The following is a 15,705-nucleotide window of genomic DNA, read 5'->3' as shown; positions in this document are numbered from 1 at the left end:
GCTCAGTAAAGCCTTTAGGATGGGGATTTTTAATCCAGCTATAGACGGTGAATTTGCTGATCTTGTAGCGCTTTGCAACAGCGCGCCAAGTTTCTCCATTAGCAATATCGTTAAGAATTTTCTGTCGGAATTGGCGGCAGTAGGTCATAGGATATGCTCAGTTTGTTTTTGATAATTCTACTACAAGTTGTTCTTTATATCTGCTTTGGATAGATTGGATTATAAGTGATTTGACTATAATCGAAAAAAATAAAACCACTACAAGTCCGTTAGACAAAAGCTTAGAGTTCCATCATCAACGAGAACAACTCTGTAGAGTTTAGTATTTCTCTGACCCTCTCTCCAATATTGTTCAATTCAAGTTATTTCCTCCTCAAACAAAATCAAATCCCCCGAAATCACTGGTATTAACACAATACAAAGCGCCAATAATCCACCCCCACTAACGACCAATAATTCCGACACACTCAAAATACCCAACAACGCCGCAAAAAATACCCCTGACACAATATCGGCAAAATAATAAGGAATAACAGCAAACGAAATCCCCTGTGTGCGAAACCGCTCAGGCAAAGCTAAACGCAACACATAACCAGACGCCATCTGACTAATTGCAAAACCAATATGCATCAGTGATAACGCCGCAATCGCCAACCACTTATTCGACAGCAGCGCAAACAACAAAATCCCCAATGCACTGACCCCTGCCCCAAGCAAAAAACTCCGATTGCTAAACGTCTGCCATTTTCCCACCACATACAACGCTGCAATATTGACAAAATCCATCGCCATTAAAATCCACAAATACAAACGACGACTTTCCGCGCTATCAATACCTAGCTTTAGCAGCACCCCTGCCGACATCGCCCAATAAATAAAAAACGTTTTTAAAAAAGACAAAAGAAACAACACCCGCACCGTGCGATTACGCCATGAAAACCGTAAAAATGCCGCAAACTCCCTGCGGACATAGCACAACATCTCAGACACCCCGATAAAAGATTGACGCTGATTACTGTCTTCATAGCGCGTAAAAACAAACAACACCGCCGAAAAAAGCAAAATCAGCGCATAAACCAAAAATAACGCCGCACTCTTTTCCACGAAAAAACTCAACAAAACCAGCGCCGTTACCGACCCAACACTCACCGCAATATTTCTTTTCGACAACCAAAAAGACAAGCGCTCTATCCCTGCCAAATCATAAAAAACGCGATTTGCCGCCGCTGAATGAAAAGAAGCGCTAATTCCCTGCAATAAAATAAAGAAAAACATCCAAGCAATCGTTAACCAATGCTGATGAAACAAGGCATAAATCACGACAGATACCGCCGCAAACAAAAACAAATGCAAAAAAATAAACAAACGATTAGACGTAGCGGAAACAACAATCCCCGCAAACAAGCCCACCGTCATAAACGCCACTCCTGACATTGACCCCACCAGCGACACCAATCGTGGCGACTGACTCATATCATAGACCGCAAACTTAAAACCATTACTGATAAAAATCGACCCGACGCTAAAAAATAGCCAATAAATGATGAATAAACGAATACCACTACGATATGTATTCATAACATCTCCTCCTTATATTTAGTTATTTCTAATATATACCAAGCTTATAATAAATTCGACCAATTAAATAAAGCAGATTACCGCAACCAATTAAAAGCCTTTCTATTGCGAGCCAATCAGCATCGCTATACACTGCGCATTTTTATCGAAAGAAACTATCACCTATGTCATGGGAAAAATGCTTTTCCACTGCAAGAATTGGACAAGCCGCACAACCAGAACCTTCCGTTCGTTCCGAATTTCAACGCGATGTTGATCGCATCCTATTTTCTGCTGCCTTTCGGCGAATGCAGGATAAAACCCAAGTCTTTCCATTAGAAAAAAACGATTACGTCCGCACCCGTCTAACGCATTCCTTAGAAGTGTCTTGTGTAGGACGCAGCTTAGGCAGTAGTGCTGGAGAAAAGCTTTTGCAAAATTATCCCGAACTGCGAGAACGCCATATCCAAGCGTCAGATGTTGGCGATATTGTTGCCGCGGCATGCCTAGCACATGATTTAGGCAATCCTCCCTTTGGGCATTCAGGCGAACAAGCCATGTGCGATTTTTTCACCTCTGAACAAGGCGAAACCATTCTCAACACTCTACATCTCTCCGATGCAGAAAAAATGGATTTACAGCATATCGAAGGCAATGCGCAAGGCTTTCGTATCACCAATCGCCTAGAAAGTCCTGACAACCAAGGCGGCTTAAGACTAACCGCCACAACCCTTGCTGCGGCAGCCAAATACCCCACCACAGCAGCTTACCAAGCGCAATCTCCCTATAAAAAAAATGGCGTCTATCAAGATGACCTGACAGACTATTCCCATATCTTTTCCCTATTAGAATTACCATTGATTGGACAACAAACTTGGCAGCGGCATCCCCTATCCTTTCTCATGGAAGCCGCTGATGATATTTGCTACCTTATCGCCGATATCGAAGATGCCTATCAAGTTGGACAAATGCCTTTTAATAACGCTCGAGAATTGTTAGGCAATCTTGCAGATAACCTGATTGACCCAGCTCGACTAAATCGAATGAAAAGCAAAAGCGACCAACTGGCTTACCTACGCGCCAAAGCCATTGGAAGATTAGTACACGAAACCTTAGATATCTTTTGGCAAAACGAAAACGCGCTTCTTGAAGGTCGTCATCACCAAGCCTTGTTAGAAAGTATCCCTTCCCGGCAATCCTTAGAAGCATTGCGCACCTACGCCCAACAATATATCTACATTTGCCGACCTGTTTTAGAAGTCCAAATTGCTGGACACCGAATTTTAAACGGCTTAATTGATATCTTTTGCACTGCGGCAATGCATACCTTATTAGCGCAACACAAAGCCCCTCGCCACTATCGCATGATTATGGAGCTATTGCCCTCTCGCTATCATCGCCATGCACAAAGCCATTACCAACATTTACTGGCTATTTGTGATTACATCACAGGCATGACGGATTCCTACGCCGTTTCGCTCTATAAAAAGCTAACCGGCATTTCTTTACCTGTTGATTAAAAAACTATGTCTCACACCAATACCGGCTGGATGATCGGCCACTTTGAACCTCTTCATCGCGGACACGTCCGCCTTATCCAACACGCCGTTGGACTTGTGGACAAACTCCATATCGTTATCTTAGAGCATCCCAATCCCAAACAGCACTATGAAGTTACCTTAGAAGACAAAGCCCGCTGGATGCAACGCGCCTTTAACCAATTTGACTTTATTCAAATTCACACCTATCCGATGCCCAACATCGACCCAGACCAACCAGACGCTCAAGCCAAACTTCAACATCTCCGAGAAGCGCTTGGCATTAGCGAAAAAGCCAAACTCATCTCTGATGAAACCCATACATGGCGCTTACATTTACCGAAAAATCGCTTTATCGCACTTCCTAGACATAATGATTACGATACCGATGCCATCCATCACGACCCTGTCCATCATTGGCTAGACATCCACCCAACCGCACGCCGTGAATACACTAAAACCATTGCTGTCGTTGGCGGTGAAAGCTCGGGCAAAACCACCCTTGTTTACAAACTCGCCAATTACTTTCTTGCCGATTACGTCCTCGAACAAGGGCGACTATATGTGGACTATGCACTTGGCGGCAGCGAACTCGCCCTCCAATACTCAGACTATCAACGCATCAGCCAAGACCATGCTAAAGCCGTTGATGCCGCTTTAGAAGACCCAACTGCGCCCGTTACCATCATTGATACCGACTTTGTTACCACACAAGCATTCTGCCAAACCTACGAAGGCAAGCGCGATCCTATGACCGCCGCCTATATTGAGAATATGCGATTTGACCATACCATTTTGCTTGCAAACAATACCGTATGGGTAGATGACGGATTACGCACCTTAGGCGACCACGAATCACGTAACGCCTTTCAAAATTTATTAAAAACGCTCTACCAAGAGCATAACATTCCCTACTTTGAAATTAGCGAAAGTGGTTACCAAGAGCGCTATCAAAAAGCAGTGGAATACATTACCCACCACATCTACAACGGTAAGATATAAGGAATAACACATGAATATACTCGATAAAATCACTGGACCTTGGCAAAAACAATGGTCAATCGTTTGGTTTATCTGTGGCGCGGCTGCCTTATTTTGGGGCTACCTACACGAGCTAAACTACTTCCTACCGACTGAAGAATCTATCAATATCGGCTTTGAAACCTTTAAACTCGCCGTTGCACTCATTGGCATGCTTTGCGTACTTGCGCTTGCCTTTCGTAAAAACATCAGTGGTAACGGACTAGGCATCACTGCCAACATCGGTGAAGTCATCGCACAAGGCAGAAGTGGCGCAACAGGTCTAATGCTCACCCCACTTTACAACATGTTTACCCATCTCTATGCCTTACGCTACTGGGCAAAAAACGAAGACGGCGACGGCAACATGATTCCCAAGCAAGCCACTGGATACGTCTGGCTTATTACCATTGTTTTCATTGCTATTGCTCTCTTTCTCTTTCCCACCATCAACGACCACCTACAAAAATACAGCTTTATCGAAAAAGACAATGATGCTGCCCTTAGCTTCGCAGGATTTGCCATTACTTGGTATCAAATTAACATTGTTGCCTTTGTAATTGCCGTTACCGCGCAAACTACCATGATTCTTCGCTACTCCTTTAGTTGGTGGTTATGGATTGCCTCAAACTTCATTTGGCTTGCCGTCAACCTCGCTAACCATAATCTTATCTTTGCCACCCAAACCATTATTTATCAAATCAACTGCATTGTCGGTATCTACGAATGGTGGAAGAATAGCCGTAACACCTAACCACTTTCATTTTAACGAACCATCCCCATAAACATTCACTATGGGCAATATGCTTTACATATCATCAATTTTATTCAATAAAAGGACAACATTATGGGATTTTTACAAGGTAAAAAAATACTCATTACTGGACTAGCAAGTAACCTTTCCATTGCCTATGGCATTGCACAAGCGATGCATCGCGAAGGGGCTGAAATTGCGCTCTCTTACCAAAACGAAAAACTCAAACCTCGTGTTGAAAAAATGGGCGCGGAATTTAACGTCAAATGCTTTTTACCACTAGACGTCGCTGATGAAGCACAAGTCGAAAACGCCTTTGCTACCCTAAAAACAGAATGGGGCGAACTAGACGGACTGATTCACGCCATTGCTTTTGCGCCAAGAGAAGCCATTGAAGGACGCTTTTTAGACGGCTGCACCCGAGAAAACTTTACCCTAGCCCATGAAATCAGCGCTTACTCCTTCCCACTTCTCATGCGCTATGCCTATCCACTGATGAAAGACCGCAACGCAGCTGCACTAGCGCTTACCTATCTTGGCGCTGTGCAAGCCGTTCCTAACTACAACACTATGGGGCTTGCTAAAGCGAGCTTAGAAGCTTCTATCCGCTACCTTGCAGCAGATTTAGGACAAGATGGCATTCGCGTCAACGGCATTTCTGCTGGTCCAATCCGCACCTTAGCGGCTAGCGGTATTAAAGACTTCCGCAAAATGCTCAAAGGCTTTGAAAAAACCGCCCCACTACGCCGTTGCGTTACCATTGAAGAAGTGGGCAACACTGCCGCATTCCTTTGCTCTGACCTTGCTTCAGGCATTACCGGTGAAATCACCTACGTTGACGGTGGCTATAACATCTTCTCATCTGTCCAAATGAGCGACGACTAATTCTCATTCCATATAGCCAAATCAGCTAAAAACGGAACTTTCTATAAACCCTACCTAGCTACTTCTGGCGGTAAATAACGTCCCATTTTTTAGCTGATTGCACTATATAAATAAAACGAAAGGCGCATCCTGCGTCTTTGCGTTTAAAAGTTTTTTAAATCACCATTCAATTCATCGCACTTAATCACCTATTTATCAAGCACCACTTTTTGCTCTGCCATAGAAGCAAACAACAACATCTGTTTTCTAATGGCTTGCTCTATCACATCAGAGGTTTCTTGCGCTGCAATGGTAGAGATAGAGAGCGTGGGAGGAACTATATTTGCCTTCAATACTTTTTGCTGAATAAACGTCAAATTTTCAATAAGCATGCTATCTGATAAGGTCAAAACCAAGAAAACATTTTTTCCCTCTTTTAATTGAGTCATCTCTTTAATTGCAGCAATTGGAATAACAACAGATTCTCCAAACGCTGGAATAATTTCAATCTTTTGATGATATAGGCGTAAAAAAGGTTGATTAGAAATCAAAATTTTAATCATTAACATACTAATTAATAGAAAAAGTATTAACCCCGCGACACATAAAAGATAGTAGAAAAAAGGCGCATTAGAATATAATCTTTCCACTAATCGGCATCGTCCCATTTTACATACAGGCGGGTCAACCATTACCCATATACAAAGTATGCAAAAAATCATACTACCAGCGAGCAACATAGCTAATTTGGTTTTATTTTTATAAAATTCTTTTGTATTCATCTCAATATTTCCTTAATACAGATATTGATAGCGTAATCATTCAAAAAATAGATGAGACTTTTATTTTATTTTTAAATGATTTGATTTATCAATTAACAAACTCAACATAAACTTCATTATTTTTAAGCTCTGAAATGCTTATTCGAACCGTTCTACCAGATGAAAAAGTGGCAATGCCATCATGCTCATAATCATAAGAAGAAGTGATAGAAACACTGATACATTTCCCTAAACTACGCAAGTATTGATTTTTGCGTGCAATATCAGTGGCAATTTGGCAAGCCGTTTGTTCTAACTCAGCATAATAAGCCTCATCATCATCAAAAGACGCATCATAGAAAATAAAAAAGACTGTGCTAATAGTGATGGTGCAGAGATATAACCAAAAAGGCGTTTTACTGGTTTCTAAAATATTACTTCTTTTCCAAAGATAGACAGGCACAATCAGCGCCCACCAAAAAGAAGGCATTTTTACTCCAACCTTGCTCCATTCATTCACATCAAGCACTAAAAGCACTAAATCCACGCCAGTAGCTAAAATCGTTAAAACATAAATAAGATTTTCCCATTCCGCTGGAATAAATAAAAAAATCAAAAATAAAACAGCGTATCGGACAAAAAGCAGCTCCATTAGGAGCTTACTTTTTTTATAAATTTCAGGATATTTTTCGGTTAAACTCATGATTAGCCTCTAAACCTCTTTGGGATTAGCGCCATATTGATTCGCGCCTTTTTCACTGCCTAAACAATAAAAATAAATTAAAACAAAAGCGCCAATACCTGTCAGTGCAATCAACCACCACCATCCGTTTTTGCCAATATCATGCAATCTGCGAACTTGCACCGCCAAACTGGGAAGAAACATGGCTAACTGAAAAATGCCGCTTAAAATACCAGAACCCGTCTGTGGGTCATATAATCCCGTAAAAATATCAAGGATTGTTAAAACAATTACAATAATGATGTAGAATAAAAAGAAAAACCACAACTCTTTCCGTTGTGCGCGTCCTGAAAAAGTCGCGTATTTTTTAAGACAAGTTAAATACCAATTCATGTTTTATTTTCCTTTCAAGATTATTGACACTGCTGACCAAATTCGACCGTTTTTTCCATAAAGTCTTTTACATCCTCCTGATTTTCAAAAACTTCCGAAGGGTCGGTTGCATAAATCAATGCTTTCATCCGTTCTTTGCCATATTCTTTACTCAATTTAGTAAACACACAGCTACAAATTTTTTCTGTTCCACCTGTTGATGTGCAATCACGAACAAATTTATTTTTTGTTTCACTCTCTTCTTTTGAACAAGCCGTTGTAAACACTAACATTGCTATTGAAAACAGGGCTATTATTTTCATTCAGACCTCCAAACCATATATTTATAACGAATAACTTTCGTGATTATGTATTTTTATTTATATTGTTATTTTTTCCCAGCGATGAAAACGGGATATACTCTACCGAAATTAGGAATATCACTATGCAAGTCAATGAAAAAGTCCGCATGATGCGCGAATTACGCCAGTGGTCTCAAGAAGAAATGGCAGAAAAGTTGCAAATGTCAACTGCTGGCTATGCCAAATTAGAGCGAGGGGAAACTCAGTTTAATATCCCAAAATTAGAAAAAGTTGCGAGTATTTTTGGGATAGACTTAAAAGATTTAATGGCTATCAATGAACGTAGTGTGATTTGTTTAATTAACGAAAATAGTCAACATAGCAGCAATTATTACGGCACATCAGAAGATTTATCTCAAGAAATTACCAAACTTAAGCTCATGCTATCGCATCAAGAAGAGATTATTTCGGCGAAAGAACTTTTACTTGAACAACAGGCGAGAGAAATTCATACATTGCAACGGATGATTGAATTATTACAAAAAAAATGCTGTTAGGTATAGCTGAATAAGTTCATCTTGCATACAAACTGACGAACCACAGACGGCACACGTTAGTACGGAAAGACGCTCAAATCCTGTATGCAAGTTAAAGACATTCAGCTATATAGCAGGGTTCCCAAAAAATATGTACAGCACTTAAGGATAGGAGACTGTTTTCAAAGTGTATATTGGGACCTTTCCGTTTTACACTAATTTTTGTTACTAGTAAAAAAAATTAACACCATAATTTTAATATATTTTCAAAATTTGAAAAATTGAAATGTCTCTATTTTATGTTTTTTGCAAAGGTCTCGGCTTATTAAAAATTTATTCATTAAATAAAAATAAGATAAGTAACCTCTTGGTTATATCGTATTTTTATTGTCTTACATACAACTCCGTATGTATAATGCACGCTTTTTTAGCGATGAAAATATTACCCTTTTATTTTCTGCGGTATCTAATCTGCTTTGAACTCGCTATAATTTTTTTTATTTTTTCTAACAGAGGTTTATATGAAGCTGGCTAAGGTTTCACCGCTAGGATTGGTGATTGTTGCAGCAACGTTAGGGTTAACGGGATGCGACAAAATTAAGGAAGTTACAGGACAAAATAATAATGATAAAGCGCCAACCAATTCTGCATCTGCACAAAAAGCCCCCCCTGCTGTGGTTAGCATCATTACTGCTAAACCTCAGACGGTTACGATTAAGCAAAATCTTCCCGCTCGTTTAGAAGCTTCACGCGAGGCGGTTATTGTTCCGCGGATAAGTGGCATTGTGGAAAAACGCTTATTTACAGAAGGCAGCGAAGTCCGTGCTGGACAGCCGCTTTATCAAATTGATACTGGTACTTATCGCGCAGCGCTATTGACCGCGCAAGCAAATTTAAAATCTGCGCAAGCCAGTTTAGGACAAGCGAAAGCCAACCGGGATTTGCAACGTGCAACGGTAAATCGCTATGCGCCTTTGGTCAAAGCCAATGCAATTTCTCGTCAAGAATATGATAATGCTGTTGCGAATTTAAAGGTGCAAGAGAGCAATATTGCGGCTGCTAATGCACAGATTGCAGCCGCTAAAGCGGCGATTGATTCTGCTAATATTTCTTTAGGTTATGCAGGATTAAATGCGCCTATTTCTGGGCGGATTGGACGCTCTCAAGTCAGCGAGGGGGCTTATGTAACGGCTTCTAATACGCAAATGGCAAAAATTCAGCAGCTCAATCCAATGTATTTAAATATTACCCAATCTGCGGATGCGGTTTTGAAGTTGAAAAATATTTTACAAAATGGTCAAGCGCAAGCAGATAAGGGGGGACTAGAAATTTTATTGGAAGACGGGTCTATTTATCCACAGCAAGCAAGATTGTTATTTGTGGATCAAACGGTGAATGAAACAACTGGCGAGCTAACGCTACGAGCAGAGGTTGCTAATCCTAAGGGCGATTTATTGCCCGGCTTATATGTTCGCGTAGTGGTTCCACAAGCCAGTTATCCAAATGCTTATTTAATTCCTCAACAAGCGGTAACGCGTGGAGAAAAAAATATTGTGATGGTGGTAGAGGAAGATGGCTCTTTCCACCCGGTTCCGGTAACGATTATTGGTCAGCAGGATAATCAGTGGATTATTACCGATGGGCTTAAAGAGGGAATGAAGATTATTGTTGAAGGTTTAGCAAAGGCAGGAATGATGGGCGCGAAAACGGTGCAAACAAAACCGTGGCAATCTGATGAAATGACTAATCAAGCTCCTGAAGCAGTAAAAGAAGCGCAAAGTTCTGAAAAATCAGCTGTGCAATAAGATATCGGGAGTAATCATTTATGGCTAAGTTTTTTATTGATCGCCCGATTTTTGCGTGGGTAGTCGCAATTTTTATTATGTTGGCGGGGATTTTTTCTGCTAGCCGCCTAGCAATTGAGCAATATCCTAATATTGCTGCACCCACTATCAATATTAGTTTCTCTTATACCGGTGCGAGTGCAGAAACGGTGCAAAATGGCGTGATTTCCATTATTGAGGAACAAATGAACGCCGTCGAAGGCGTAGATTATATGGAGTCAAAGGCGTATTCCAGTGGGCGAGGACAAATTACGCTGACGTTCCGCTCAGGTATGGATGAGGATTTAGCACAAATTGATGTGCAAAATAAATTATCGCAAGTGGAACCGCGTTTGCCTCAATCTGTTAGAAATACGGGGGTTGTGGTTACCAAATCAAGTTCAAACTTTTTACTATTTGCGATGCTTTACGCGGATGAAAGCGGCAAGATGACGACTGCGGAAGTTTCTGATTATGCGGTGCGCACGGTTAAATCTGCCCTTCAACGCGTAGAGGGCGTTGGTGATGTTCAAATTTTTGGTTCTGAACGGGCTATGCGGATTTGGGTAAACCCTGAGAAGTTGAAAAATTATGATTTATCTTTTGCCGATGTTAATGCTGCTATTTCGACACAGAATGCACAGGTTAGTGCCGGCGCTTTAGGAGATACGCCAACAGTAAGCGGACAAGCAATTACCAATACGATTAGTGTAAGTGGGCAATTAACCAATGCTGATGAGTTTGAAAATATTGTTTTAAAATCGCTTCCTTCTGGCGCAACGGTTCGTTTAAAAGATGTCGCTACCGTGGAGTTGGGTCAGCAAAGTTATTCTACTCAAGCACGGCTAAATGGTAGAGATTCTATTGGTATCGGTGTGCAATTATCTTCTACAGGGAATGCGGTATCGGCTGCCCAAGCCATTCGCGAAAAAATGACGGAAATGGCTGAGTATTTCCCAGAAGGGATGGGGTGGGATATTCCTTATGACACTTCTACTTTCGTCAAAATTTCTTTAGAGAAAGTGTTACATACCTTAGTAGAAGCGATTATTTTGGTTTTTATCGTGATGTATCTGTTTTTACAGAATATTCGATACACAATTATTCCTGTGATTGTTGTGCCAATTTCACTTTTAGGCGCATTGGCGTTGATGTATCCTTTAGGTTTATCTATCAATGTGCTCACCATGTTTGCCATGGTTCTAGTCATTGGGATTGTGGTTGATGATGCGATCGTGGTAGTGGAAAACGTTGAGCGCCTAATGGTTGAGGAAGGACTAACGCCTTATCAAGCCGCGCATAAGGGAATGACGCAAATTACTGGTGCAGTAATTGGGATTACTTTAGTTTTGATTTCTGTTTTTGTTCCAATGGCGTTTCAAAGTGGTGCCACTGGTTCAATTATGCGTCAATTTGCTTTAGTGATGGCAGCAGCTATTGGTTTTTCTGCTTTCTTAGCGCTTTCTCTCACGCCTGCACTATGCGCGACCATTTTAAAACCAGCGCGGGAAGATCATCATGAAAAACGCGGATTTTTTGGCGCGTTTAACCGCGGATTTAAACGCACAAGCAAAGCTTATGAAGGTTTTTTAGCAAAGCTTATTCGTCGTAGCTATTTTATGATGCTCATTTTTGTGATTTTGACTGCTTTAACAGGCTATACGCTTAATAAAGTACGGACTTCGTTTCTTCCCAGTGAGGATCAAGGCTTTTTGATTACCAGTTATCAGCTTAATCCAGATGCAACGCAATCCCGAACAGAAGCGGTTGTTAAAGAGGCGGAAAAAATGATTCTTAGCCAGAATGAAGTAAAGAATGTCGTTTCAGTATTAGGCTTTAGTTTTTCAGGTTCTGGGCAAAATATGGCATTACAATTTGTCAGTTTAAAAGATTGGGCAGAACGCAATAATCCCGAGCAAAGCGCCAATGCTTTAGTTGGCAGACTTTTTGGTCTTTTCGGGCAATTCAATCAAGGGATTATTTTCCCACTGAATCCCCCACCTATTCCTTCACTTGGCACATCTGATGGCGTTGATTTCCGCTTGGAAGACCGTAACAACAAAGGACATGCAGCATTATTAGCAGCGCGTAACCAATTACTCGGTATGATGGCGCAAAGTCCTGTTATTGCTAGTGCGCGTCCCAGTGGATTGGAAGATACGGCTCAGCTTGTCTTAAATATCAATCGCGACAAAGCCTATGCTCAAAATGTTCCTTTTTCCGCAATTGGCGCAACCTTATCTACAGCTTTAGGTTCTAGTTATATCAATGATTTTCCGAATAATGGCAGAATGCAAAGAGTATATGTTCAAGCAGATGCCAAAGCGCGGATGCAACCTGAAGACGTATTGAATTTAACCGTGCCGAATAATCGTGGAGAATTAGTTGCCATGCGAGATTTGGTTGATGTTCGTTGGGAAAACGGCGCACAACAAATCACTCGCTATAACGGCTTCAATGCCATGGCAATTTCTGGCACTGCTGCGCCCGGCTATTCTTCTGGTCAGGCAATGGCGGAGATTGAAAAATTAGTCAGTCAGCTAGATGGATTTGGCTTAGATTGGACAGGACAATCACTTGAAGAGCTTCGTGCTGGAAATTCTCAATATTTCCTCTATGGTTTATCTTTGCTCGCTGTTTTCCTGTGCTTAGCGGCTCTATATGAAAGCTGGTCCGTTCCATTTGCAGTATTGATGGTGATACCTTTGGGTGTTTTAGGGGTGGCTTTAGGAACGATGCTACGCGGTTTTGAAAATGATATTTACTTCAAAGTCGGTATGATAACAGTTATGGGCTTATCAGCAAAAAATGCGATTTTGATTATAGAATTTGCGAAAGACTTGCAAGAACAAGGATTAAGTAAAATTCGTGCCGCACTTACCGCTGCACATCTACGTTTCCGCCCGATTATCATGACCTCAATCGCCTTTATTGCTGGTGTTATCCCTTTATATATTGCAACGGGCGCTAGCTCTGCTAGTCAGCGTGCGATTGGAACCAGCGTGTTATGGGGAATGTTGATAGGCACGTTTTTATCAGTTTTCCTTGTTCCTATTTATTATGTTGTTATTCGTAAAATCTTTGGCGGTGGTCATGGTGTAAAAGATAAATATGTGGCTACCCAACAATCTAAAGGAGCTTCTCTATGAAGGCTTTAAAAAAATTCCCTCTAAAAGTTTTGCCTCTAGCGATTTTCATCAGCGCTTGTTCATTCATCCCCTCTTATCAGCAACCTGAAGTGGCTTTAGAGCAACAATGGATGAAAACGGCATTAACTGAGCAAAAAGGTCAATCCGTACAAGAATTAGGATGGCGAGAATTTTTCCGCGATCCTCAATTACAAGCGCTTATTGCTTCTGCCTTGCAATATAATCATGATTTAAAAACAGCTGCGTTAAACATTGAAATGGCAGCAGAAAAATATAATATTTCTCGCAGTAACGAATTCCCAACCGCTGTAATCAGCACAAATGCAACACGCAGCCGAACTGGTACTGCAAACTCGCCCACTGGAAACGCACTTTATTCCTCTGCCTACCGAGCTGCTGTTGGCATTAACGCCTTTGAGCTAGATTTTTTCGGGCGAGTAAGTGCCTTATCTGAATCAGCACTCAATACCTATTTACAAACCCAAGAAGCAAAAGACAGTGTTCAGCTCAGCATTATTCAAAATGTAGCGCAAGCTTATTACAATGCGCGTATTTCTCGCGCTTTAATGGACTTATCTGAAAAAGTTTTAGATGCTCGAAAAGAAAGCACACAGCTCGCACGCCTACAAATGCGAGCTGGCGTTATCAATGGGCTAACCTTGAAAGGTTATGAAAATGCCAATGAAACAGCTAAAGCAGACTATCAAGCCTACCGCCGTAATTACGAGCAAGCCAAAAATGCTTTAAGCGTTTTAGTAGGAATTCCCGTCAGTCAACTCAAACTTCCACCTGCGATTGATTTAAATAAACAGTTTGCTAACGTTCATCTTCCTGCCGGCATCCCTTCTGCTATTTTATCCAGTCGTCCAGATATTCGCAGCGCTGAATATGCTTTGCGTGCAGCCAATGCTAATATTGGTGCGGCAAAAGCGGCGCTTTTCCCAAGCATTAGCCTAACGGATAATGCCGGCTATGCGAGCAGTGAACTCAATAATCTTTTTAAAGGTCCTAATAGCTTTTGGAGCTTAACCCCTTCTATTACGCTACCGATTTTTAATCGCAGTCAGCTAAATGCCAATGTACGCATTAGCGAATTACAACAGAAAAAAGCCGTTGAGGATTATCAAAAAGCGGTTCAAAATGCTTTCAAAGAAGTCGCAGATGCTTTAGTCGCTTATGAAACGTATGCTGAACAATATGCAGCTACTGCCCGAGCGGTAAAAGCGCAAGCAGAAGTGGTGAGATTAGAAAGAATGCGATTTAAAGCTGGGGTTAGCAATGGTTTGACTCTAATAGATGCAGAGCGCGTCGGTTATAAAGCTGAAGAAAGTTTATTAGCCTTACAACTCAATCTATTACAAAATATGGTTCGCCTCTATACGACAATGTCAGGTGGGCTAGAAGAATATGGATTAAAAATCAATACACTATAAAAAGCTCTTTATTTGATTACCGTTGTAAAAATTAATTTTTACAACGGTTTTCTCTCTTAACCGTTAGATGACATTTATTCTGAAGTCGTTATAATTTCGTCTGTTTTTCTGCTCATCAGGATAGCAATATGCTACGAAAATTCTGGCTTGCCTTCTTACTCAGCTTCTGTTTACCTTCTTTACATGCTGAATCTTCCCTTTCTCAACAAGATAAAGCTGCATTAGCACAGTTAGCAGACATGCTAGATAATCCTAAGCAGAGGAAAGTGCTGATTGAGCAATTACGCGCAGTCACTAAAAACTCTCCTTCAGATGACGAAATCTCTAGTTCTACCTCAGAAGATACAGAAAAAAGTGGTGTGGTTACTGCCCTTTCTTCTTTAGCAGGAACACCCGTTACCACAGATAAAAGTAGTGATACAGGATCAACAGCAGAAAAAACGGAATCATATGACGATGATCCTATTGCTAAAGTAACGGAAAACACCAAAGCTGCTATTTCTCAAGCTGTTAGCTTACCTCGCAAACTAGCAGATGCCAGCGCAAAAGTCGTCACTCAAGTGAGCGATAGGATGAAGCATAATTGGCAAGCGGTTAAAAATATCTTTGCGGGTAAAGATTATCGGCTCAGCAATATCAATTGGAATACCTTTCTTAATGCAGTGAAAAACTTAGGTATTATCATTATTACCATGCTTTTGCTTTATCATGGATTGCGTGCGCTGACACGTCCGATTAGACGTCGTCTAAACGAATGGTCGCTACATTATCATTGGTCTAATCCACTGATTAGAAAAATTCTTGCTATATTAGGCGTTGTTGCGATGGATTCTATTTTTGTGGGTATTACCTATACCATTGGCAATTTATTAGCCTTTACGCCATTGGACAATATGGTGCGCTTTCTACCAGCG

15 protein-coding genes are annotated in these 15,705 nt (G+C 41.1%); 9 read left to right on the top strand and 6 right to left on the bottom strand.

Translation table 11 applies throughout. The features are described from left to right. Positions 1-148 (bottom strand): helix-turn-helix domain-containing protein (locus A5N85_RS17685; RefSeq protein WP_143143243.1); only part of this gene is annotated, 148 nt, incomplete at its 3' end. A gap of 209 nt (positions 149-357) precedes the next feature. After that, complete coding sequence (locus A5N85_RS09325) at positions 358-1,578, bottom strand: MFS transporter (protein ID WP_072576986.1); 1,221 nt, start codon at positions 1,576-1,578, stop codon at positions 358-360. Between the two features lie 164 nt (positions 1,579-1,742). On the opposite strand from A5N85_RS09325, the gene A5N85_RS09320 reads away from it, so the two are divergent. The 4 genes from A5N85_RS09320 to A5N85_RS09305 all read left to right on the top strand — a co-directional run bounded on the left by A5N85_RS09320 (position 1,743) and on the right by A5N85_RS09305 (position 5,754). After that, a complete protein-coding gene (locus A5N85_RS09320; RefSeq protein WP_072576985.1) occupies positions 1,743-3,077 on the top strand; it encodes a deoxyguanosinetriphosphate triphosphohydrolase in 1,335 nt (444 codons plus the stop codon). 6 nt (positions 3,078-3,083) lie between these two features. Next, complete coding sequence (nadR, locus tag A5N85_RS09315; RefSeq protein WP_072576984.1) at positions 3,084-4,097, top strand: multifunctional transcriptional regulator/nicotinamide-nucleotide adenylyltransferase/ribosylnicotinamide kinase NadR; 1,014 nt, start codon at positions 3,084-3,086, stop codon at positions 4,095-4,097. 10 nt (positions 4,098-4,107) lie between these two features. Continuing rightward, positions 4,108-4,869, top strand: a complete 762-nt coding sequence (gene pnuC, locus A5N85_RS09310; protein WP_072576983.1) for a nicotinamide riboside transporter PnuC — start codon at positions 4,108-4,110, stop codon at positions 4,867-4,869. 93 nt (positions 4,870-4,962) lie between these two features. Next, a complete protein-coding gene (locus A5N85_RS09305) occupies positions 4,963-5,754 on the top strand; it encodes an enoyl-ACP reductase FabI (protein ID WP_072576982.1) in 792 nt (263 codons plus the stop codon). Between the two features lie 188 nt (positions 5,755-5,942). Here A5N85_RS09305 and A5N85_RS09300 read toward each other — a convergent pair whose 3' ends face one another. The 4 genes from A5N85_RS09300 to A5N85_RS09285 all read right to left on the bottom strand — a co-directional run bounded on the left by A5N85_RS09300 (position 5,943) and on the right by A5N85_RS09285 (position 7,871). Beyond that, positions 5,943-6,515, bottom strand: a complete 573-nt coding sequence (locus tag A5N85_RS09300) for an STM3941 family protein (protein WP_072576981.1) — start codon at positions 6,513-6,515, stop codon at positions 5,943-5,945. A gap of 88 nt (positions 6,516-6,603) precedes the next feature. Then, complete coding sequence (locus A5N85_RS09295) at positions 6,604-7,197, bottom strand: hypothetical protein (protein WP_072576980.1); 594 nt, start codon at positions 7,195-7,197, stop codon at positions 6,604-6,606. Between the two features lie 9 nt (positions 7,198-7,206). Beyond that, complete coding sequence (locus tag A5N85_RS09290; RefSeq protein ID WP_072576979.1) at positions 7,207-7,569, bottom strand: DUF805 domain-containing protein; 363 nt, start codon at positions 7,567-7,569, stop codon at positions 7,207-7,209. Positions 7,570-7,589: 20 nt separating this feature from the next. After that, the gene (locus A5N85_RS09285; protein ID WP_072576978.1) at positions 7,590-7,871 is read right to left on the bottom strand and encodes a hypothetical protein; all 282 of its coding nucleotides are present in this window, start codon (positions 7,869-7,871) and stop codon (positions 7,590-7,592) included. A gap of 122 nt (positions 7,872-7,993) precedes the next feature. Between A5N85_RS09285 and A5N85_RS09280 the strand changes: the two genes are divergently transcribed. From A5N85_RS09280 to A5N85_RS09260, 5 genes are all read left to right on the top strand, one after another. Beyond that, positions 7,994-8,407 (top strand): helix-turn-helix domain-containing protein, encoded by a 414-nt coding sequence (locus tag A5N85_RS09280; protein WP_072576977.1) that lies wholly within the window; start codon positions 7,994-7,996, stop codon positions 8,405-8,407. 500 nt (positions 8,408-8,907) lie between these two features. Continuing rightward, on the top strand, positions 8,908-10,191 hold the full coding sequence (locus tag A5N85_RS09275; protein ID WP_072576976.1) for an efflux RND transporter periplasmic adaptor subunit: 1,284 nt from the start codon (positions 8,908-8,910) through the stop codon (positions 10,189-10,191). A gap of 20 nt (positions 10,192-10,211) precedes the next feature. Continuing rightward, entirely contained in the window at positions 10,212-13,358 is a 3,147-nt protein-coding gene (locus A5N85_RS09270; RefSeq protein WP_072576975.1) for an efflux RND transporter permease subunit, read from the top strand. Then, positions 13,355-14,791, top strand: coding sequence for an efflux transporter outer membrane subunit (locus A5N85_RS09265; protein WP_072576974.1), 1,437 nt, complete (start codon positions 13,355-13,357; stop codon positions 14,789-14,791). Before A5N85_RS09270 ends, A5N85_RS09265 begins: the two co-directional genes overlap by 4 nt. A gap of 128 nt (positions 14,792-14,919) precedes the next feature. Beyond that, a partial coding sequence (locus A5N85_RS09260; RefSeq protein ID WP_143143242.1) for a hypothetical protein occupies positions 14,920-15,705 on the top strand: 786 nt, incomplete at its 3' end.

Origin of the sequence: Suttonella ornithocola, assembly GCF_001889065.1 — a bacterium.
Taxonomy (GTDB): Bacteria; Pseudomonadota; Gammaproteobacteria; order Cardiobacteriales; family Cardiobacteriaceae; genus Suttonella_A; species Suttonella_A ornithocola.
The sequence above is the reverse complement of the archived record's forward strand: the minus strand, read 5'-3'. Positions and strand labels throughout refer to the sequence as shown.